The sequence below is a fragment of the Hymenobacter sp. BT559 genome, assembly GCF_016427535.1.
In the GTDB taxonomy this organism is placed as follows: domain Bacteria; phylum Bacteroidota; class Bacteroidia; order Cytophagales; family Hymenobacteraceae; genus Hymenobacter.
The window spans coordinates 57,491-77,937 of sequence record NZ_JAELXV010000011.1 but is presented as its reverse complement, the minus strand read 5'-3'; the positions used below and the strand labels follow the sequence as shown (position 1 = coordinate 77,937).

16 protein-coding genes are annotated in these 20,447 nt (G+C 61.0%); 5 read left to right on the top strand and 11 right to left on the bottom strand.

Features of this window, described 5'->3' with window-relative positions:
- Nucleotides 1-10: 10 nt before the first annotated feature.
- Nucleotides 11-1,357 (top strand): FAD-dependent oxidoreductase, encoded by a 1,347-nt coding sequence (locus tag JAO77_RS22840; protein ID WP_198992861.1) that lies wholly within the window; start codon nt 11-13, stop codon nt 1,355-1,357.
- Nucleotides 1,300-2,151, top strand: a complete 852-nt coding sequence (locus tag JAO77_RS22835; RefSeq protein ID WP_198992860.1) for a DUF4261 domain-containing protein — start codon at nt 1,300-1,302, stop codon at nt 2,149-2,151. The genes JAO77_RS22840 and JAO77_RS22835 overlap by 58 nt, the downstream gene beginning before the upstream one ends.
- An 89-nt stretch (nt 2,152-2,240) precedes the next feature.
- Here JAO77_RS22835 and JAO77_RS22830 read toward each other — a convergent pair whose 3' ends face one another.
- The 4 genes from JAO77_RS22830 to JAO77_RS22815 form a co-directional block, all read right to left on the bottom strand.
- The gene (locus JAO77_RS22830; protein WP_198992859.1) at nt 2,241-3,707 is read right to left on the bottom strand and encodes a glutamate synthase subunit beta; all 1,467 of its coding nucleotides are present in this window, start codon (nt 3,705-3,707) and stop codon (nt 2,241-2,243) included.
- A gap of 125 nt (nt 3,708-3,832) precedes the next feature.
- Nucleotides 3,833-8,338 (bottom strand): glutamate synthase large subunit, encoded by a 4,506-nt coding sequence (gene gltB, locus JAO77_RS22825; protein ID WP_198992858.1) that lies wholly within the window; start codon nt 8,336-8,338, stop codon nt 3,833-3,835.
- 296 nt (nt 8,339-8,634) lie between these two features.
- A complete protein-coding gene (gene ureG / locus JAO77_RS22820; RefSeq protein ID WP_198992857.1) occupies nt 8,635-9,387 on the bottom strand; it encodes an urease accessory protein UreG in 753 nt (250 codons plus the stop codon).
- Between the two features lie 108 nt (nt 9,388-9,495).
- A complete protein-coding gene (locus JAO77_RS22815) occupies nt 9,496-10,164 on the bottom strand; it encodes an urease accessory protein UreF (RefSeq protein ID WP_198992856.1) in 669 nt (222 codons plus the stop codon).
- Between the two features lie 124 nt (nt 10,165-10,288).
- On the opposite strand from JAO77_RS22815, the gene JAO77_RS22810 reads away from it, so the two are divergent.
- Nucleotides 10,289-11,881 (top strand): Na+/H+ antiporter, encoded by a 1,593-nt coding sequence (locus JAO77_RS22810; protein ID WP_198992855.1) that lies wholly within the window; start codon nt 10,289-10,291, stop codon nt 11,879-11,881.
- A 4-nt stretch (nt 11,882-11,885) separates the two neighbouring features.
- Here the strand turns inward: JAO77_RS22810 and JAO77_RS22805 are convergent, their stop codons facing one another.
- The 7 genes from JAO77_RS22805 to JAO77_RS22775 all read right to left on the bottom strand — a co-directional run bounded on the left by JAO77_RS22805 (nt 11,886) and on the right by JAO77_RS22775 (nt 18,471).
- Entirely contained in the window at nt 11,886-12,947 is a 1,062-nt protein-coding gene (locus tag JAO77_RS22805; protein ID WP_198992854.1) for an ATP-grasp domain-containing protein, read from the bottom strand.
- Nucleotides 12,948-12,953: 6 nt separating this feature from the next.
- Entirely contained in the window at nt 12,954-14,675 is a 1,722-nt protein-coding gene (gene ureC / locus JAO77_RS22800) for an urease subunit alpha (RefSeq protein ID WP_198992853.1), read from the bottom strand.
- Between the two features lie 19 nt (nt 14,676-14,694).
- On the bottom strand, nt 14,695-15,249 hold the full coding sequence (locus JAO77_RS22795) for a hypothetical protein (RefSeq protein WP_198992852.1): 555 nt from the start codon (nt 15,247-15,249) through the stop codon (nt 14,695-14,697).
- A gap of 14 nt (nt 15,250-15,263) precedes the next feature.
- Nucleotides 15,264-15,992 (bottom strand): urease subunit beta, encoded by a 729-nt coding sequence (locus JAO77_RS22790; protein ID WP_198992851.1) that lies wholly within the window; start codon nt 15,990-15,992, stop codon nt 15,264-15,266.
- Between the two features lie 176 nt (nt 15,993-16,168).
- On the bottom strand, nt 16,169-16,774 hold the full coding sequence (locus tag JAO77_RS22785) for an urease accessory protein (RefSeq protein ID WP_198992850.1): 606 nt from the start codon (nt 16,772-16,774) through the stop codon (nt 16,169-16,171).
- 97 nt (nt 16,775-16,871) lie between these two features.
- Nucleotides 16,872-17,363, bottom strand: a complete 492-nt coding sequence (locus tag JAO77_RS22780; RefSeq protein WP_198992849.1) for a GNAT family N-acetyltransferase — start codon at nt 17,361-17,363, stop codon at nt 16,872-16,874.
- A gap of 163 nt (nt 17,364-17,526) precedes the next feature.
- Nucleotides 17,527-18,471 (bottom strand): Rossmann-fold NAD(P)-binding domain-containing protein, encoded by a 945-nt coding sequence (locus JAO77_RS22775; RefSeq protein WP_198992848.1) that lies wholly within the window; start codon nt 18,469-18,471, stop codon nt 17,527-17,529.
- A 172-nt stretch (nt 18,472-18,643) separates the two neighbouring features.
- Between JAO77_RS22775 and JAO77_RS22770 the strand changes: the two genes are divergently transcribed.
- Together JAO77_RS22770 and JAO77_RS22765 are read left to right on the top strand one after the other, a co-directional pair.
- The gene (locus tag JAO77_RS22770; RefSeq protein WP_198992847.1) at nt 18,644-19,867 is read left to right on the top strand and encodes an amidohydrolase family protein; all 1,224 of its coding nucleotides are present in this window, start codon (nt 18,644-18,646) and stop codon (nt 19,865-19,867) included.
- A 9-nt stretch (nt 19,868-19,876) separates the two neighbouring features.
- Nucleotides 19,877-20,383: a nucleoside deaminase gene (locus JAO77_RS22765; protein WP_198992846.1), complete on the top strand. Its 507-nt coding sequence runs from the start codon at nt 19,877-19,879 to the stop codon at nt 20,381-20,383.
- The last annotated feature ends 64 nt before the right edge of the window (nt 20,384-20,447 follow it).

Here is a 20,447-nt window from a genome sequence, read left to right as displayed (position 1 = left end):
GCATTCAGCCATGCTCCTCCTAGGTAAGAAAATAGTCATTATCGGCGGTGGTCCCGGCGGCCTTACGCTGGCCCGCCTTCTTCAGCAAAGCGGTGCCGCAGTGCACGTGTACGAGCGCGACGCCAGCCGCCACGAGCGGGTGCAGGGCGGCACCCTCGACCTGCACCACGACTCGGGTCTAGCTGCCTTGCGTCAGGCTGGTCTGCTCGATGCCTTTCGGGCTGCCTACCGTCCCCGTGCCGACCACATGCGCCTGACCGACCAGCACACCACCATCTTGCACGACGACCACGCCGAAGCCCAAACGGCCACCTTCGGCGACGCGCACTTCCGGCCTGAAATCGACCGCGGCCCCCTGCGCGACCTGTTACTTGATTCACTACAGCCCGGTACCGTGGTCTGGGACCAGCAGTTTGCGGCAATGCAGCCGACTGGGCTAGCCTGGGAAATTGCCTTTCACAACGGTACTACCGCCACGGCCGACCTAGTGATTGGGGCCGACGGCGCCAACTCGAAAATCCGGCCTTTCGTGACGCCCATCCGGCCGTTCTACTCAGGCATTATGATAGTGGAAGGCACCGTGCCCGACGCGGCCCAGCAAGCGCCCCAGATTAGCCAGCTGCTACAGGGCGGCAAACTATTTGCCCTAGGTAACGAAAAAACGCTGGTAGTAAGCGCCAAAGGCGACGGCAGCCTAAACTTCTACCTCGGGTTTAAAGCCCCCGAAACCTGGGCGCAAGCCAGTGGCCTCAGCTTCCAAAGCGCGGCCCAGTTGCAAGCTTGGTTTCGGCAGGAGTTTGCCGGGTGGGCCAGCCTTTGGGAAGAGCTATTTGCCACCAAGCCCGCCGCCTGCGTGCCCCGCCCGCAATACTGCATGCCGCTCACCCAAACCTGGCCCGCCCAGCCCAACCTCACCCTCCTAGGCGACGCCGCCCACCTCATGCCGCCCTACGCTGGCGAAGGCGTGAACATGGCCATGCTCGACGCCCTGGAGCTAAGCAACTGCCTCACCAGTCCACAGTTTCCTGACTTGCAAGCCGCCATCGCACACTACGAGCAGCACATGCGCCAGCGTGCCTCCGCTGTAGCCCAAGACACGATGGCGCAAACAGCGGTGTTGCACTCGCCGGGCGGGTTGGCGCACTTAGTGGGATTATTCAGCAGGGTAGGGTCAGATAGAGAAACAGCTGGAAAGCTATCTGATAGTGATATAATCAGCATAAATTGCTCGCAGCTTCTCCCTACTATTGTAGCCAAAATTGCGGCACTAGCTTTTCAAACAATACACCTTACCTCGCTATGGGATTCTTTGACCGGTTTAAAAAAGAGGAAAAAAACGAACCAGAAGAGCGGCTAGAGAATGTGCCAGAGATGCTGAATGTAAAGCTGCTGTTTACTGAAAAGCCAGTTATCGATTCGCAAGTAGTGCTAGCTGAGTTGCGCAAGTACTATCCAAGCGTTGAGCATCCGCAAGAAGGTAAATCGCTCTTGTTCTTCTTCCCTGAGATTGAGGTGCCGTTTACCAATGGTACAGTTGCTGCGCAATGCGCCATCTTTTTGCCCGACGAAAAAAGCGCACATGCAGAGATTGAGGAAGAGGCTTTTCAACAAAACTGGCATTGGAAGGAAGCCACTGTAGCTGCCCGTAGTTGTCACTATGAGGTGCTACTCACGGATTTTATGACCAGGACCCTCGATTATAAAATCCGCTTCAAGCTATTCATGGATTTCGTGGCTGCCGTAGCTAAAGCCACCAAGCCGCAGGTAGTCTATGCTGTTACAGCTCAGAAATTGTTGAAGCCCGCAACCCTTGTTGAAGATTGGGATGGTAGAGAAAACGAAGACTTATCTACTCTTGTTAATATCCGTCTTTATAATATAAGCAATGGCAAAGCAGGCGAAACGCTTATGGATACAGTTGGGCTCCACCAATTCGGTTTGCCAGACTTCCAAATTCGTTTTATCGATTACAATCCCAGCGAAATAGGTGGTCTGCTTTGGGGCTATGCGCACTACATTTTTGAAAATGGCGACGTTATAGAAAAAGGCAATACGTTAGCTGGGTTAGGGAATGGGTCTAAATGGGTGTGCGACCGGCAAATTTCTATGGTTGGACCAGAGCGCGTTGTGCTTGATGTCATGCCGGTATAATATTGTGCAGTTGTAGTTTATATAAAAGAGAAGCCCCGGAAGCAATTGCTTCCGGGGCTTCTCTTTTACTGTTCATTCTAAACCTCTCGTTAAAACATTCCCACCGCGTTCTTGCTCGGCAAGTTGGTCTTACCCATCAAGTACATGTCAATCTGCCGAGCGGCCTCGCGGCCTTCCGAAATGGCCCACACGATGAGCGACTGGCCGCGGCGCATGTCGCCAGCCGCGAACACGCCGGGCACGCTGGTGTGGTAGGTAGTTTCGGGGGCGTGCACGTTGCCGCGCGCGTCGAGGCTTACCCCAAATTGGTCGAGCAGGCTGGCGTTGGCCGGCCCCGTGAAGCCCAGGGCCAGCAGCACCAGTTGGCATGGGATTTCGCGGTCGGAGCCAGGTACTTCCTCGAAGCGGATGCGGCGGCCCATGTCGTCGGTTTCCCAGGTTACATCGCTCACGAGTAAGGCGCGCACGTCGCCGTTTTCGTCGCCTAGGTAGGCCTTAGTGTTCACGCCCCAGTAGCGTTGGCAACCTTCTTCGTGCGAGCTGCTGGTGCGGAATACGGTGGGGTACAGCGGCCAGGGCGTATGGGCGGGGCGCTCTTCGCCGGGCTGGTGCATCATGGCAAACTGCGCTACCGACTTGGCCTGCTGGCGGTTGGCGGTACCCACGCAGTCAGAGCCCGTGTCGCCGCTGCCGATTACTACCACGTCGAGGCCATCGGCCAGAATGTGCTCGCTGTCCAAGGGGGTGTCGCTCACGCGGCGGTTTTGCTGCGTGAGGTATTCCATGGCATAGTGAATGCCCTTGAGGTCGCGGCCGGGCAGGTTGAGCTCGCGCGGGGCCGAGGCACCGCCGGCCAGCACTACCGCATCGAAAGCCTGGCGCAGCTCGTCGGCCGACAGGTCGCGGCCGATTTCGACGTTACAGCGGAAGGTTACGCCGGCGTCTTCGAGCAGCTTAATGCGGCGCTCAATCACCCATTTCTCCAGCTTGAAGTCGGGCACGCCGTAGCGCATGAGGCCGCCTGGGTGCGGGTCGCGCTCGAATACCGTAACCGTGTGGCCGGCTTCGGTGAGCTGCGCCGCCACGGCCATGCCAGCCGGGCCGCTGCCTACTACGGCCACTTGCTTGCCGGTCTTGAGCACCGGCGCAGTGGGCTGCACGTAGCCTTTCTGGAAGGCGATTTCGATGATGTGCTTTTCGATTTCCTCGATGGCGACTGGCGCGCTGTGGATGCTCAGCACGCACGCCGACTCACAGGGCGCGGGGCAGATGCGGCCCGTAAACTCGGGGAAGTTGTTGGTAGCCGATAAAATATCGTAAGCGGCCCGCCAATCTTGCTGATACACAGCTTCATTAAACTCTGGGATAATATTGCCTAGCGGGCAGCCCGAGTGGCAAAAGGGCACCCCGCAATTCATACATCGGGCCGACTGCTTGTGCAGCTCCGGCTCGGGGTAGAGGCCGATAAACTCCTGGTAGTGCGCCACGCGCTCGGTCGGGGCCGCCTTAGGCGGCGCAGTGCGCGGGTATTCTTTGAAGCCGGTGATATTGCCCATTATAAACGAAGTAGTTATTTCCCAATTAAAAACTCAACAAGGCCTGGCTCAGGCGGCGTGCCTCTCATCCCTAGGCCCGTTTATAGAACCTAGGGATGGGACGCCTGCGAGGCGGTCAATTACTATTATCCCACCTTCACCATCTTCTCTAGTACCCGCTTGTACTCCAGCGGGAATACCTTCACGAAGCGCCCGGCTTCCTCCTCCCAATTGCCCAGCAGGAAGTTAGCTAGGTGGCTGCCAGTCAGCTCATGGTGGTTTTTGAGCAGCGTCTGAATCTCGGTCTCATCCGTTTCGGTGAGGCCTTCGAGGGCCACCATGTCGGGGTTGCAGTTCACGGGGAACTGGCCCTCAGGGTCGTAGACCCAGGCCAGGCCGCCGCTCATGCCGGCGGCGAAATTGCGGCCCGTGCGACCTAGGACTAGTACTCGGCCGCCGGTCATGTACTCGCAGCCGTGGTCGCCCACGCCCTCGACTACGGCCGTGGCGCCCGAGTTGCGCACCGCAAAGCGCTCGCCGGCCTTGCCGCGCACATACAGCTCGCCCGAGGTGGCGCCGTAGAGCGCCACGTTGCCAATGAGAATGTTATTCTCAGGGATGAACGTACTAGCCGTGGGCGGGAAAATCGCTAGGCGTGCGCCGCTCAAGCCCTTGCCCACATAGTCGTTGGCTTCGCCTTCGAGCTTGAAAGTAAGGCCGCTAGCCGAGAACGCGCCGAAGCTCTGCCCGGCCGAGCCGGTAAACTTATAGCGAATGGTATCGGCAGGCAGGCCAGCCGAATGGTAGCGTTTGGCAATCTCGTTGGAGAGCAGAGTGCCAATAGTGCGGTCGGTGTTCTTCACGTCGAACTCGGCCGTTACGGCTTTCTGATGCTCTAGCGCCGGCTGGGCATAGGCCAGCAGCTGCCAATCGAGCACCTCGTCGATGCCGTGGTCTTGGCTTTCGCTGTTGTAGAGCGTGCCACCCGAAATATTCGGGGCTGGGTGCAGCACGGCGTCGAGGTCGATGAGCTTGGCTTTCCAGTGGCCGGCTTCGGGGTTCACTTTCAAGAATTCGCTGCGGCCCACCATCTCGTTGAGCGTGCGGAAGCCCAGCTCGGCCATGATTTCGCGCAGCTCTTCGGCTAGGAAGCGGAAGAGGTTGACAATGTGCTCAGGCTTGCCGCTGAACAACTTACGCAATTCGGGGTCTTGGGTAGCCACGCCCACCGGGCAGGTATTGAGGTGGCACTTGCGCATCATGATGCAGCCGCCCGCGATGAGCGCCGCCGTGGCTACGCCAAATTCTTCGGCACCTAGGAGGGCCGCTACGGCGAGGTCGCGGCCGGTTTTGAGCTGGCCATCGGCTTGCAGCACCACGCGGCTGCGAAGCTGGTTGCGCAGCAGCGTCTGGTGCGCTTCGGCCAGGCCGAGCTCCCAGGGCAGGCCGGCGTGCCGGATGCTGCTGAGCGGCGAGGCGCCCGTGCCGCCGTCGTAGCCCGAGATGAGAATCACGTCGGCGTGCGCCTTGGCTACGCCAGCCGCAATGGTGCCCACGCCCGCCTTGCTCACCAGCTTCACGTTGATGCGAGCGGCGCGGTTAGCGTTTTTGAGGTCGAAAATCAGCTGGGCTAGGTCCTCGATGGAGTAGATGTCGTGGTGCGGCGGCGGCGAAATCAGGCCCACACCGGGCGTGGCGTGGCGCACTTTGGCAATCCACTCATCTACTTTGTGGCCAGGTAGTTGTCCGCCTTCGCCGGGCTTAGCGCCCTGGGCCATCTTGATTTGCAGCTCGTCGGCATTGGTCAAGTAATGTGCCGTCACGCCGAAGCGGGCCGAGGCAATCTGCTTGATGGCCGAGCGCATCGAGTCGCCGTTGGCCATGTGCTCGTAACGCAGCGGGTCTTCGCCGCCCTCGCCGGTATTGCTCTTGCCGCCGATGCGGTTCATGGCAATAGCCAGCGTGCTGTGCGCCTCGTGCGAAATCGAGCCAAACGACATGGCACCCGTCGCAAAGCGCTTCATGATGCCCTCGATGGGCTCCACTTCTTCGAGCGCGATGCTGGGCCGATGCTTGGCAAAACCTAGCAGCCCCCGAATGGTGAACAGCTGATTGGGGTGCTCGTTGAGCAGCTTGGCGTACTTCTTATAGGTGTCGTACTTGCCAGTGCGGGTGGCGTGTTGCAGCAAGTGAACCGTCTCGGGGTCAAACATGTGCGCTTCGCCCTTGCGCCGCCACTGATACACGCCGCCCGTGTCGAGCAACTCGGGACCAACGGTGCTTTCCTGCTTGAAGCCGTGGAAGTGCTTGTAGAGCGTTTCCTTGGCAATCTCATCCAGCCCTAGACCCTGAATACGGGTTACGGCGCCGTTGAAATACTGGTCTACTACGCTCTGGTTGAGACCCAAAATCTCGAATACCTGCGCGCCGTGGTAGCTCTGCAAGGTCGAGATACCCATCTTCGAGAAAATCTTCAACAGCCCATCGCACACCGCCTTGATGTAGTTGTAGGCTAGCTTTTCGGCGGGCAAATTCGCGCCCAGCAGCCCTGCCGCGTGGCGAGTTTGAATAGTAGCCAGCGCCAGGTAAGGATTGATAGCAGTAGCCCCGAACGACAGCAGGCAGGCGAAGTGATGCACCTCCCACACATCGCCGGCCTCTACCACCAGGCCTACCGAACCGCGTGAGCCGCGCTTGATGAGGTGGTGATGCACCGCCGACACCGCTAGTAGCGACGGAATAGGGGCGTGCTCCGAGTCCATGGCCCGGTCAGACAGAATGAGTACCTCAAAGCCATCATCTACTGCGTCTTGGGCGTAGCGGCACAGGCGCTCCAGGCCGCGCTGCAACGCGCCCGGCTTGCCGTCGGCCTTGAAGTAAGTCTGCAAGGTCTTGGCCTGAAACGAGCCCGTGTCGATGCTGCGTAGCTTCTCTAGCTCGCGGTTGCCGAGAATGGGCTGCTTGGCGGCCACGCAGTGGCAATGGCGCGGGTCTTCATCCAGGATGTTACCGTTGTTGCCGATGAAGGTGGCCAAGCTCATCACCAGCCGCTCGCGGATGGGGTCGATGGGCGGGTTGGTAACCTGGGCAAAGAACTGCTTGAAGTAGCTGCTCAGGTGCTGCGGCTGGTCGGAGAGCACGGCCAGGGGCACGTCCACGCCCATCGAGCCGATGGGTTCCTTGGCTTCCAGGGCCATCGGGGCGATGATGGTTTCGAGGTCTTCGCGGGTGTAGCCGAAAGCCTGCTGGTATTTCAGCACGGCCTCGGCCCCTAGGTCAGTAAAGGTGAGGCGCGGCTCGGGTAGGTCTTCGAGGCGAATCTGGTAGTTGTCGAGCCACTGGCCATAGGGTTGCTGCCCGGCGGCTTGTGCCTTTATCTCGTCATCGGTGAGGATGCGGCCGGCGGCCATATCTACCACGAACATCTTGCCTGGCTGTAAACGGCCTTTCTTGGTGATGCTCTCGGGGGCCAGCGGCAGCGTGCCCGCCTCAGAGGCCACCAGCACGCGGCCATCGTTGGTGATGGCGTAGCGTAGCGGGCGCAGGCCGTTGCGGTCGAGCATGGCGCCCACTAGGTTGCCATCGGTGAAATTGAGCGCGGCCGGGCCGTCCCAAGGCGCCATAAAGGTGGCGTGGAACTCGTAGAACGCCTTCTTGAGCGGGTCCATCTGCTCGTTGCCGTCCCAGGCCTCGGGCACCAGCATCATCATCACGTGCGGCAGCGAGCGGCCGCAGTGCGTGAGCAATTCCACGATGTTGTCGAGGCAGGCCGAGTCCGACTGGCCCGCGTCAATTACGGGCAGCAGCATCTCCATTTCTTCGGCCGAGAAGTAGGGCGACGTGTAGGTCGGCAGGCCGGCGTAGAACCAGTTTAGATTGCCGCGTAGCGTATTAATCTCGCCATTATGCGCCATGTAGCGGAAGGGCTGCGCCAGCTTCCACGACGGCATAGTGTTAGTGGAGAAGCGCGAGTGCACCAGTCCGAAGGCCGACGTCACGCGCTCATCGCTGAGGTCGGGGTAGTACATGCCCACCTGAAATGTGGTGAGCTGCCCCTTATACACGATGGTGCGGCACGAGAGCGAGGCGAAGTAAAACGCATCGAGCGCGGCCGGCAGCTGCTCGTTCAAATTCTTAATAATCAACCGGCGCAGCACGTAGAGCTTGCGGTCGAAGTCGGCCTCGGTGGCCAGCCCCACCGGCCGGCCTAGGAACAATTGCTCAATGACTGGCTCGGCCGATAAGGCCGTGACCCCAATGCCCTCGGTGCGCACGGGCACCGGCCGGTAGCCCAGCACCGGAATACCTAGGCGCGCCGCCGAGGCCGCGATGATTTCGCGGCAGGCCTCGCGCAGCTTTTCTTTCTTAGGCAGAAAAACCATGCCCACCCCGTAGTTGCCCGGCTCGGGCAGCCGAATGCCGTGCTTCACGCACTCTTCCAGCAAAAACCAGTGCGGCAGTTGAATGAGCACACCTGCGCCGTCGCCCGAGTCGGAGTCGCAGCCACACGCGCCGCGGTGCTCCATATTAGCGAGCATGGTGAGGGCATCGGCCACAATCTGGTGGCTCTTGCGCCCGTCGATGTAGGTGATAAAACCCGTGCCGCACGCATCGTGCTCAAACTCGGGCCGGTAAAGGGTGGGCGTGGTCATATTTAAAAAGGGGATAGTTACAAAATAGCTAGTGTCCGCGCAGACCTTTCCGCCAACCCCGGCGCCCTAGGCGTGGTGGCTGGTGGGTAGCCACAGCTTCGCGGCGCTAGTCGGTGCCCCTAGGGGTGGGGCCAGACTAGTGCCCAAGGCGGGCATTCGAGAAAGGGGGTGGGGGAGGGGTGGGGAGGCGCGGCCGTAACCGTGCCAGAGGCGATTGCCCGCAGTGGAGGCGGGCTAAGGAAGGCGGGTGGGCGAGCCGGCTGGCGTGGGGAAGCCGGGTGGAGGCCGGTCTTCCCCTATCGTCGGTCTTCGCGCACGGCCGCTAGTGCTTGGACTTTAGCCATGTGAATGTGGTCGATAATTGCGCCTAAGTTAAAGCCATCTGTGGCTCTGGCAAAAATAAATGGTCCTTCGCCGCGCATTCTTCGCGAATCTCGCTCCATTACGCCTAGGTCAGCCTTAATAATTTCGGCCAGGTCAATCTTATTAATGACCAGCAAATCGGCCTGTGTAATGCCTGGGCCGCCCTTGCGCGGAATTTTGTCGCCGCCCGATACATCAATGACATAAATCGAGTAATCGACCAGCTCGCGGCTGAAGTGCGCGGCCAGGTTATCGCCGCCGCTTTCCACAAATAGGTAGTCGATTTGATTATCAAACTTCTGCATCAGGCCCTCCAGCGCGTCCATATTAAGCGAGATATCCTCGCGAATGGCGGCGTGGGGGCAGCCGCCGGTTTCGACGCCCACAATGCGGTCGGCGGTGAGGGCGCTTTCGCGGATAAGAAACTCGGCGTCCTCGCGGGTAAAAATATCGTTTGTAACCACCCCTAGGCGGTATTCGTCGCGTAAGCGCTCGCACAAGGCCTTGAGCAGCGCCGTTTTGCCCGTGCCTACCGGCCCCCCAATGCCCACCGTAAATGCCCGTTTGCGGAAGTTGCGGTAGGGAGGCAGCCGGCGCGTCTCCCGCTCCGCAAAGCTGCCCGGCGACTCCAGCACCTCGTGGCTGTGACTGTGAAGTAGCAAGGCAAGTTTATCGACGAAAGCCATGTGATGAATGGTTGGACTGTTAAACGGCTAGATGGCTGGACTGCTGAGGAAAATGCGCAAAGGACAATTCAACCCTGCAACAGTTCAGCTATTCAGCCATTTGACCAGTTAATTCTGAAATAGCCGCGAGTAAATGTCGTCGTGTAGCATTTGGGCTACATCGAGCAGCACGGTGCAGCGCGTGGCCTCCGTGTAAGGCCGAATATCGGCCGCGCTTAGCAAATTTTCAAAAACGCCGTAAAAATCGTGTTGCAGCAAGTGCCCCGCCATCGGCCCCATAAAGCCCAGGCGAATGGCCGCGCTCAGTTGGTCGCGTAGGGCCAGGTGCAGGTAGGCGTGTTGAATATCAGCGGTTGCGAAGCCTACGCGCCCCAGGCTCAGGCCGTATAGCGGCACGAAGTGCGCGGGCAGCGCTTGCCGCGCCAGTTCGATACTCAGCTCACCTAGGGCCGCCTCGGGATAAAAAGTGCTCAGCAGCTTCAGCCAGTTTTTGCCCTGCGTGAGGCTGGCGCGGTGCAGCGCGGGCGTGAGCAACTGGGCGTCGTACTCTAATAAGAGTGGCCCTAGGTCGGCGTTGGGTACTACTGCCGCCGACGTAAGGAAAGGCAACTCAAAGCCAACCGCCTGCTGAAGAAATGAATAGAGGTAGGCCCGAAATTCAGTTTCGGTGCGCAGCAAGCCAAAGGTGAGGCTGCTCTCTAGCCCGTAGGAGTAGGCAAACGAGCCCGTGGGCAGGGCCGAATCGGCGAGGTGAAGCAGGCGGGCTAGCTGAGACATGCAAAGGGCTTGAAGCCGCAAGCTACATCACCTAGGTTGCTACTAACGTGCAGCCTTGGGTGTTCCTGGTACACGTTATTCCTGCCTACTTTCGGCACGTCAGATTAGCTGTTTTCTTGACCTTATGCACGACAACATACTGCTTTGTTTGGGCCTAGCGCTGGTTATCTGCCTGCTGGTAGGGCTGAGCCGCCGCCTGCGAATAGCCTACCCCATTTTGCTGGTGCTGGGTGGCCTAGGGCTGAGTTTAGTACCGGGCCTGCCCATCGTTCGCATCAGTCCCGATATTATTTTCCTGATATTTCTGCCGCCCTTGCTCTACGAAGCGGCCTGGTTTACATCATGGAAGGACTTTTGGCGCTGGCGGCGGGTTATTCTGTTTTTTGCGTTTGGGATGGTGTTGCTCACGGCGGCTAGCGTGGCCTGGGTGGCGCACGCGGTTATTCCGGGCTGCACGCTGGCGCTGGGCTTTTTGCTAGGGGGCATTGTGTCGCCGCCCGATGCGGTAGCGGCTACCAGCGTTATGAAGGGCATGGGACTACCCCGGCGGCTCCTCGCCATTTTGGAAGGCGAGAGTCTGGTAAACGACGCCAGCGGGCTTATCGTCATTCGGTTTGCGGCCGCCGCGGTGGTGTCGGGTGGGTTTGTGTGGCACCAGGCGGCGGGCGGGCTACTGCTCATGACGGTGGTGGGCGTGGCCGTGGGGCTGCTGGTGGCAATGGGCTTCTACGTGATTCATCGCTGGATTTGTCCGACGGCCAACCTCACCACTGTGCTCACCTTGATAGCGCCCTACAGTCTCTATTTACTGGCTGAGGCGGCCCACGGCTCGGGTGTGCTGGCAGTGGTGACGGGCGGCCTCTTTTTATCCTACCACAGCCACACGGTTTTCTCGGCCACTGCCCGGCAGCAGGCCTACAGCACTTGGAGTACCCTAGGCTTCGTTTTCAACGGGGCCGTGTTCATGCTTATTGGCCTGGAGCTGCCCGAAGTCGTGGCCGGCCTAGATGGTACTTCGCGCTTGCAGGCAGTGGGCTATGGCCTGCTCATCAGCGCAGTGGTAATAATAGTGCGGCTGGTACTAACGTTGTTGGGCTCGCCATTCAGCACGTTTATGGGGCGGTTTATTACGGTGGCCGACGACCACCCCGGCTGGCGCGGGCCGCTGGTGGCCGGCTACGCGGGCATGCGCGGAGTGGTGTCGCTGGCGGCGGCGCTGGCCATCCCGCTGCTAGGGGCGGGAGGCCAGCCTTTCCCACTTCGCAATTTGCTCATTTTTATTACGTTCGTAGTCATTCTGGTAACTCTCGTGGGCCAGGGTCTAACGCTGCCGCTACTTATCCGTTGGCTGGGCGGCGTGGAAGACCGCGACCAACTGCGCCCGGCACACGAGCAACACCAGGCGCTGCGTCAATTGCTGGCCCGCGAATCGCTCGCCGAACTAGCCCAGCACTACGACGCGCAGACCCATCCCAACAAACTGCTCGACCTGCTTCAGCAGCACTACGAGCTAACCGCCCACCCCGACAACTCGCCCGCCAGCCATGAAACAATAGCCACCTACAATGCCGTGCTGCTAGAGCTGCTAGGTGCCCAGCGCCAGCGGTTGATGCACCTGCGCCAGCACAGCGAGTACGACGAAGAGGTGATTTACCAGCTCGAAAACGAGTTGGATTTGAGAGAAGAGCTAGCTACTTCAGCATTGTCAAAGGAATAAGCCACTACACCTGTGGCCAAGCCTGGCGCAGCATATTAAGTAGCAAATCGGGGTAGCTCCAGCCGATGGCGCGGGCCGCTAGGGCCGAAAGACTGTCTTGGTCTTCGCGGCCCGGCCGGGCCGCTCCGGTCATGTTGGGCTTCATGTTGAGGTCAAACAAGTAGTAGTCACCCCCAGCCACCCACTGGCGGCAATCGATGCGAATGGGCGCTTTAGCCGCTACCAACTGTGCGGCGGTGGCGCACTGCTGCATGGCCTGGCGCACGGCGGCAGTGGCCAACTCTTCCTTGTGCAGCACCGCGCTGTTTTCGGTGACGGCAACCGTACCGTTGTAGGGCGCAATGCCCGCTTGGTGGTTGAAGCGTCGGACCGGCGGCAGGCTCCAATGCTGCGGCTGCACCCGCTCGCGCCCGTCGAGCAGGTAGTGGCCCGGCGGCATCACGGTTATCGTAATTTCCTGGCCGGCCAAAAATTGCTCTATTAGTATAGCACTGCCAAAATCGCCGGTTGCGAGCACCGCCTGCAGGCGGTTGGCTAGCTGGGTGGCGTCGGGCACCAACTCCACGCCGGCGCTACCGCGGCCCCGAATGGGTTTCAGCACCACCGGAAAGGAGAAGGCGGGCGGTAGTGCTTCAGGCTTCTCTAGGATGCAAGCGGGCGGAATAAGTAGCCCCTGTTGGCGCAGAAACTCGTTGGTGGTCCACTTATCGTCGTAGCGCTCGACCAGCGCGGGTGGCTGGCCGACCACGCGGCCGCCCTGCGCCAGATACGCTTCGATGGGATGGCCGCTGAACAGGATAGTATTGAGCCAGAGCACTTGCGCGCCACTGGCCTGGGCCTGCGAAATGCCGTCGGTGGTGTCAGGAAAAACCCAGTCTAGGTCCCGGTCGGGGCTGGGGGTAGCCGTGGGGGTTACAACTTGCACGCCCGCCTGCCGCAGCACGTAGGCAATGTCGGCGCCGCTATCGGCATAGCCGCCGGGCTTCATGGGCTTGCGAATGCCACCGATAACGGGCGGCTCCTGAGCCTGATAAAGCACCGCTACGCGCGGGTAGGTGGTAGCCATTATACTCTAAAACAGATTATACAGCTGCGCCAGCGGTAGCGTCTGTGCCGGCTCGCACGTTAGGTGCACGCCATCTACCAGCACGCGGTACGTTTCTGGGTCTACCGAGATATTGGGCAGGTAGTCATTCAGCGCCATGTCCTTCTTGGCCACCGTGCGACAGCCCTTCACCGCTAGCACGCGCTTACTCAGGCCATATCCGGAAGAAACCTTCTCCACCGCAGCACCCGACACAAAGGCCACCGAGCACGGCCCAGTAGCCTTGCCATACGCCCCGAACATGGGCCGCGAAAACGACGGCTGCGGCGTGGGAATAGAGGCGTTCGGGTCGCCCATCTGGGCCTGCACGATGACGCCGCCTTTGAGAATCATCTCGGGCCGCGAGCCAAACAAAGCCGGTTTCCAGAGCACCAAATCGGCCAGTTTGCCGATTTCGACCGAGCCGATTTCATCGGCCATGCCGTGGGCGCGGGCGGGGTTGATGGTGTATTTGGCCACGTAGCGGCGGGCGCGGAAGTTGTCGTTGGGGCGCTGGGCGTTGGCATCCTGGGGTAGGGGGCCGCGCTGCTGGCGCATCTTGTGGGCCGTTTGCCAAGTGCGCGTGATGACCTCGCCCACTCGGCCCATAGCCTGCGAGTCGCTGCTGATGATGCTCAGGGCACCTAGGTCGTGCAGAATGTCTTCGGCGGCAATGGTTTCGGGGCGGATGCGGCTCTCGGCAAAGGCCACGTCCTCGGGGATGTTTTTGTCGAGGTGGTGGCACACGAGCAGCATGTCGAGGTGCTCGTCGATGGTGTTCACCGTAAACGGCCGCGTGGGATTGGTGCTCGACGGAATGACGTTGGGCTCGCCGCAAATCTTGATGATGTCGGGCGCGTGCCCGCCACCCGCGCCCTCCGTGTGGTACGAGTGGATGGTGCGCCCCTTGAAAGCCGCCACCGAGTTTTCGACGAAGCCGCTCTCGTTGAGCGTATCGGTGTGGATGCACACCTGCACGTCGTACTTGTCGGCGATAGTCAAGCAGTTATCAATCGTGGCGGGGGTAGTGCCCCAGTCCTCGTGCAGCTTAAAGCCCAGCGCCCCGGCCTCTACCTGCTCGGCTAGCCCCTCGGGTTTCGAGGAGTTGCCCTTACCTAGGAAGCCGAAATTCATGGGGAAGGCATCGGTGGCCTTGAGCATCATTTCGATGTAAAACGCGCCCGGCGTGCAGGTGGTGGCCGTGGTGCCCGCGGCCGGACCGGTGCCGCCGCCCACCATCGTGGTCACGCCCGAGGCCAGCGCCTCGGTTATCTGCTGCGGGCAAATGAAATGGATGTGGCAGTCGATGCCGCCCGCCGTAAGAATGTGCCCCTCACCGGCCACCACTTCGGTAGTCACGCCCACCACCAGGCGCGGGTCCACGCCAGGCATGATGTGCGGGTTGCCGGCCTTGCCAATGCCCACGATGCGCCCGCCCTTGATGCCAACATCGGCCTTGTACACGCCGGTGTAGTCGAGCACCAGCGCGTTGGTAATCAGTAGGTCGAGCGCGTCGGCTTGCCCGATGCCGGCCGCCTGCCCCATGCCATCGCGCAGAGTTTTACCGCCGCCAAACTTACATTCCTCGCCGTACACGCAGTAGTCGCGCTCGACCTCAATCAGCAACTCAGTATCACCTAGGCGCACTCGGTCGCCTACGGTCGGGCCATACATCGCGGCATATGCTTGGCGGGGAAGGGGTAGGGACATAATAAGTGTGGTGTAAAGACTAGAAATTCTGCATTAATTCAGCAATGAGAGCAGCAGAATCAGCACTCAATCTGCGGAAATGTCCCTGTAGGGCAACATGTGAAAGCTTGCCGGCTTTGTCACGCGAAAGCCCTTTTTCCTGTCCTGCTTTTGGGCCGAATCGGAGTTCGTCAACTACGTCAGTTGGTACTTGAAAATCAAACCTGAAACCCGTGCCGCTACCCGTAGCAGCAGTGTCGACGCAGCTTCTTGGAATTCTATGCCCTAGGTCGGGTCGCTCCTTAATCAGCCTTGGGGCGGTAGTGTCCCACAAGTCATTATCAATTCTAGCAATAGCCTGCTTCGTTAGGTAAATAGTTGCATCTGTAATGTGCTCAACCTGCATTCTTCCTAGAATAAATAGCTGACCGCTTTTGATGGAAACGGGATAAATAAAATCACCGCTTTTAATCTTACCTAGGGATGGCACAGAGGTATGAGGGCCACCATAGATTACCTGTAACGGCCCGTAGTCGTTTGCTTGGGCGAGGCTTTTGCACCAGTCATTAGGCCAGAGTATAAAATAAGAGTTCATACTTCACAGCTTGATTACCCCAGCTTCCCTAGCGCCTGCTGCTTGCCGGCTTCATCGAGCGGGCCATCAATCCAGCCATTACCGCCGTACACGCGGCGCTCGCCGGCCAGCGCTACTAGCTGCACGCGCTTGCGCTCGCCCGGCTCGAAGCGCACCGCCGTGCCAGCCGGGATGTTAAGCCGGAAGCCAAAGGCCGCTGCTCGGTCGAAGTCGAGCCCCGCGTTGGTTTCGAAGAAGGGGTAGTGCGAGCCCACCTGCACTGGCCGGTCGCCCCGATTGAGCACCTCTAGCTCGATTACTTCGCGGTTGTCGTTGAGAATCAAGTCGCCGTTGGCCAGCAGGTACTCGCCGGGCACCACGGCGGGCGCGGGCGGTGCGGCCCTAGGTGCCACCCGGCTCAGCCCACTGCCGTAGAGGGCCAGCTCGGGTGCACCGTACTCGCGGCAAATGGGCTGATGCACGGTCACGAGCTTAGTGCCGTCGGGGAAAGTGCCTTCTACCTGCACCTCGACCAGCAGTTCTGCCACGCCCTCCAGCACGTCGGCGAAGCCTAGGAGCTGCTTGCCCTTGTCCATGAGCGCGGCCACCGATTCGCCGTCGCGGATAAACTCTAGCAGCTGGGTGGCGAGCAGGGCAGCGGCCTCGGGGTAGTTGAGGCGCAGGCCGCGGGCGTAGCGCTTCTGGGCCACTACGCCGGCCTGGTGCAGCACGAGTTTGTCGAGGTCTTTAGGGGCGAGGTGCATGGGGGCGGTTTTGTTGCGAATGTAGGGATTGGCCTAGCAACGCCATCACCTCACCCCCCAGCCCCCTCTCCTTGGGGAGAGGGGGAGCCGACCGTAAGCAGACATAGCTTAGTAGTAGAAGTCGTCAGGCTCCCCCTCTCCCCAAGGAGAGGGGGCTGGGGGATGAGGTTTCCGCGTCAGGCGAGCAAATGCATATAAACCAGCCACCCGCCATACCCTATGCTCAGCGCCGACGACAGCACCACCGCGCTGGCCCGTAGCCGCTTGCCTAGCCGCATCCGCTGGGTAAAAGGCAGGTGCATCAGCCCCACGGCCACCAGCATTCCCAGCACCGACCCTAGCCCAAAAACCAGGATGTACGCCACCGCCCACGCCGGCTGCGGGATGGCGCCCAGTACCGCCAGCACCAGCGCGCCGGTGCCCGCCAGCCCGTGCACCAGCCCCACGGTGTAGGCAAAGCCCGCCTGCTGCTTCGGCTTCTGAAAAGACTGATACGAGTTCTTATCCAGCAAACGGCCAATGCCCAGCCCGATGAGCATGACGCCCACCGCTGCCTCGAAGTAGCCCGAGTGCAGCCAAGTAGCGCGGCTGAAAATGATGACGGACCCGAACAGAACCAGCATGGTAGTGTGGCCCAGGCCCCAGAAAAGGCCGTCGCGCAGGGCCGGCCCTAGCCGGTCGTGGCGCGTGACGAGGGTGCTCACGGCCAACAGGTGGTCGGGCTCGAAGGCGTGGCCCATGCCGACTACGGCCGCAAATAAAATGGGAATAATCGGCTGCATTAGGCACAAAGAAAGTACCGTGGCCCCTGCGGGTTCGCGCGTGTAGTGCAACCAGATGCTACCACGCGCGGACCTGTAGGGGCCACGGTACCCCAGGCTACACTGCCCGAATCATCCAAATCTGGCAGCCGAAATGGCCGCTGTCGCCCAACGGTGCGGGCAGGTAGCTGAAGCCCAGCCGCTCGTAGAGCGGGATGGCCTGGGTGAGCTCATCGGTGGTTTCGAGGTAGAGGCGGGCGTAGCCAGCGGCGCGGGCGGCATCGAAGCACTCCATAATCAGCGCCTTGCCGACGCCCCGGCCCCGGCCGGCAGGTAGCAGGTAGAGTTTCACTAGTTCCACGGTGTCGGCGGGCAGGCCCTGGGTGGGAAAGATGCCGCCGCCGCCCAGCACTTCGCCGTCCAGTTCGGCCACAAAATAGGCGCTGCGGGGCGTCTGGCTGAACAGTTCGTAGAGATGGTCGGTGGCCTCGTCGTAATAGGCGGTGCCGGGCTTGGCGGCGCCAAACTCGCTGAGCGTGTCGCGCACGGCGCGAGCCAGCGCCGCGTTGTCGCCAGGCGCGATGGGGCGGATGGTGATGGTTGGGTTCATAAATGTGCTAGCGTGCTCGTCGCTCGTGCGACCCCACCCCCTCCGGGACAGGGGAGCCTGACGACTGAATGACATCTGGTTACGTCAGTTAGCGGTCGGCTCCCCTCTCCCGGAGGGGGTAGGGGCCAGGGGGCCGGGGGTGGGATAGCTGCGGTTGAATAATTTATTTCAACAATTCATGCAGCACGGTCTGCATCGAAAACGTGCGGTTGCCCGCCTCCTGGATGATGAGCGAGCCCGGCGCATCTAGCACCGCGTCCGATACCTCCACATTGCGGCGCACGGGCAGGCAGTGAATGAATTTGGCCTCGTCGGTGAGGCGCATGTGCTCGGGCGTGAGCATCCAGCTAGGGTCGTTGCTGAGCACCTGGCCGTAGTCGCGGTAGCTGCTCCAGTTTTTGGCCTGCACGTAGTCGGCGCCTTCTAAAGCCTTGCGCTGGTCGTACTCGATGGTGGCGCCCTTCGTGAATTTGGGGTCCAACTCATAGCCATGGGGGTGAGTAATAACAAAGTCTACCCAGTCGATTTCCGAAAACCAGTCGGCAAACGAGTTGGGCACGCACTGCGGCAGGGCGCGCACGTGCGGGGCCCAGGTCAGCACCACTTTCACGCGCTCCTTTTGCTTGGTTTCGGCCACCGTAATGAGGTCGGCAAACGACTGCAACGGGTGCAGCGTGGCGCTTTCGAGGCTGATAACAGGCACCGTGGCGTATTGCAGAATCTTGCTTAGCACTTCCTCGCTGTAGTCGGCCTCCTTGTCCTTGAGCGTCGGGAACGTGCGCACCCCCAGCACGTCGCAGTACTGGCTCATCACCGCGATGGCGTCCTTGATGTGCTCCTGGGTGGTACCGTTCATCACGGCGCCGTCGGCCATTTCGAGCGTCCACGAGTCGGCCCCAGCGTTCAGCACCCAGGCTTGCGCGCCGAGGTTGTAGGCGGCTTTCAGGCTGCTCAGGCGGGTGCGCAAGCTGGGGTTGAAAAATATCAGGCCTACCGTTTTGTTCTTGCCCACGTGCTGATAGCCGTAGGGATTCTGCTTGATTTCCAGGGCTTGCCGCAACAACGCCTTATAATCGCCCGCGTCGGCGAAGGAGAGGAAGTTTTTCATCCTGCAAAGGTGGCTTGCAATGCCGGTACCCGCCCCGGCCCACGGCAGCAGCAACGCCCTCGGCCGCCCCCGCGTACTGCGTACCCGGCCGCGCCGTACCCTTTTTAAGCTGATGAAGCGGCGGCTCCGGTAGCCGCCAGACCCGGCGGGCCGCCCCCTTGCTTTCTCCCCAATGCTAGACCTGCTCGTTAAAAACGCTCACCTCGACGACCACCCAACCGGCGTGGACATCGGTATCGTGGCCGATAAAATCCAGCTGCTGAAACCCGGCATCACGGCCCCGGCCCACGCGGTGCTCGACGCCGAGCACCAATTTGTGTGCGCCGGCTTCTTCGAAACCCACATTCACCTCGACAAAGCCTGCATTCTCGACCGCTGCCCAGATGCGCACGGCAAGGAGGAGGCCGCCAACATAACCAAGGAAGCCAAGGCCGATTTTACCGAGGACGACGTGTTCGCGCGGGCCAGCCGGGTAGTCGAAATGGCCATCAAGAAGGGCACGATGGGTTTGCGCACCTTCGTCGAAACCGACCCTAGGGCTGGCCTACGCTCGCTGGCAGCCCTGCGGCGCGTGCGCCAAGCCTACGCCGCCGCCATCGATATTGAGCTATGCGCCTTTGCCCAGGAGGGGCTGACCCAGGAAATGGCCACCTACGACCTGTTGCGCCAGGCCCTGCAGCAGGGCGCCGACCTAGTGGGCGGCTGCCCCTACACCGACCCTGACCCCGACCGCCACGTGGAGCTGATTTTTGACTTGGCCGAGGAGTTCAACGTCAATGTAGATTTTCACCTCGATTTTGACCTGGAGCCCAGCCAGTCGGGCATCCCCAAGATAGCCGCCGAAACCCGCCGCCGCGGCTACCAGGGCCGCGTGTCCATCGGGCACGTCAACAAGCTGAGCGCCATGCCCCCGGCCCAGCGCGCCGAGCTGGCGCAGCTGCTGCAAGCGGCCGACATCGCCCTTACGGTATTGCCCGCGACTGACCTGCTGATGATGGGCCAGGAGCAGACCCACCTCATTCCGCGCGGGGTGGTGAATGCCAACGAGCTGGCGCAGTTGGGCATCACTACTACGCTGTCCAGCAACAACATCCTCAACGCCTTCACGCCCTACGGCGACGCCTCGCTGGTGCGCCTGGCCAATATGTACGCCAACATCGCGCAGCTCGCCACCGATGCCGAAATCCGGGCTACGTATGAGATGATAACCACCCACGCCGCCCGGCTGCTGGCCCGCCAAACGGGCCTGCGCGTGGGCGGCCCGGCCACCTTCGTGCTACTAGAGGCCAGCAGTGCCGTCGAGGCCATCCGCACCATCGCCCAGCCGCTGCTGGGCTACAAAAACGGCCGCCCCACGTTCAGCAATTCCAAGGCCATTCTCCACCCCCAGCCCTAACGCGCCGCCATGCCTTCCAGCCTCATTTCCGTCGATTTAGCGTACCTGCGCCGCTGCCTCGCCCTGGCCACCGAAGCCCTGGCAGCCGGCGATGAGCCTTTCGGCTCGCTGCTGGTCGGGGCCAATGGTGAGGTACTGGCCGAAGCCCGCAACCGCGTCAACGAGCTCAATGCCCTGGCTCACCCCGAGTTGGCCCTGGCGCAGTGGGCGGCGGCCCACCTCAGCCCCGCCGACCGCGCCGCCACCACGCTCTACACCAGCGGCGAGCACTGCCCTATGTGCGCCGCCGCCCACGGCTGGCTAGGCCTAGGCAAAATCGTCTATCTCAGTTCGGGCGAGCAGCTGACCCAGTGGCTAACTGACCTAGGTGCACCGCCCGCCCCCGTGCGCCTGCTGCCGATAACCACCATCGTGCCCGCCGCCGAAGTAGCTGGCCCTGCCAGCGGCGAGTTGCTGCTTGCCATCAAGGCATTGCAGGTAACCTATCACACCAAGCGGCTGGCGGCTGGGGAGTAGCCGCATTGCGTATGACTTGCAAAAAACAAGGGGCAAAGCCAATCGGCCTTGCCCCTTGTTTTTG

Coding starts and splice junctions, on each gene's coding strand:
- ureC (WP_198992853.1), bottom strand. CDS start 14,675: ATGTCCCTACCCCTTCCCCGCCAAGCATATGCCGCGATGTATGGCCCG.
- JAO77_RS22815 (WP_198992856.1), bottom strand. CDS start 10,164: ATGTCTCAGCTAGCCCGCCTGCTTCACCTCGCCGATTCGGCCCTGCCC.
- ureG (WP_198992857.1), bottom strand. CDS start 9,387: ATGGCTTTCGTCGATAAACTTGCCTTGCTACTTCACAGTCACAGCCAC.
- JAO77_RS22835 (WP_198992860.1), top strand. CDS start 1,300: ATGGGATTCTTTGACCGGTTTAAAAAAGAGGAAAAAAACGAACCAGAA.
- JAO77_RS22810 (WP_198992855.1), top strand. CDS start 10,289: ATGCACGACAACATACTGCTTTGTTTGGGCCTAGCGCTGGTTATCTGC.
- JAO77_RS22785 (WP_198992850.1), bottom strand. CDS start 16,774: ATGCAGCCGATTATTCCCATTTTATTTGCGGCCGTAGTCGGCATGGGC.
- JAO77_RS22830 (WP_198992859.1), bottom strand. CDS start 3,707: ATGGGCAATATCACCGGCTTCAAAGAATACCCGCGCACTGCGCCGCCT.
- JAO77_RS22840 (WP_198992861.1), top strand. CDS start 11: ATGCTCCTCCTAGGTAAGAAAATAGTCATTATCGGCGGTGGTCCCGGC.
- JAO77_RS22795 (WP_198992852.1), bottom strand. CDS start 15,249: ATGAACTCTTATTTTATACTCTGGCCTAATGACTGGTGCAAAAGCCTC.
- JAO77_RS22805 (WP_198992854.1), bottom strand. CDS start 12,947: ATGGCTACCACCTACCCGCGCGTAGCGGTGCTTTATCAGGCTCAGGAG.
- JAO77_RS22770 (WP_198992847.1), top strand. CDS start 18,644: ATGCTAGACCTGCTCGTTAAAAACGCTCACCTCGACGACCACCCAACC.
- JAO77_RS22765 (WP_198992846.1), top strand. CDS start 19,877: ATGCCTTCCAGCCTCATTTCCGTCGATTTAGCGTACCTGCGCCGCTGC.
- gltB (WP_198992858.1), bottom strand. CDS start 8,338: ATGACCACGCCCACCCTTTACCGGCCCGAGTTTGAGCACGATGCGTGC.
- JAO77_RS22775 (WP_198992848.1), bottom strand. CDS start 18,471: ATGAAAAACTTCCTCTCCTTCGCCGACGCGGGCGATTATAAGGCGTTG.
- JAO77_RS22790 (WP_198992851.1), bottom strand. CDS start 15,992: ATGCACCTCGCCCCTAAAGACCTCGACAAACTCGTGCTGCACCAGGCC.
- JAO77_RS22780 (WP_198992849.1), bottom strand. CDS start 17,363: ATGAACCCAACCATCACCATCCGCCCCATCGCGCCTGGCGACAACGCG.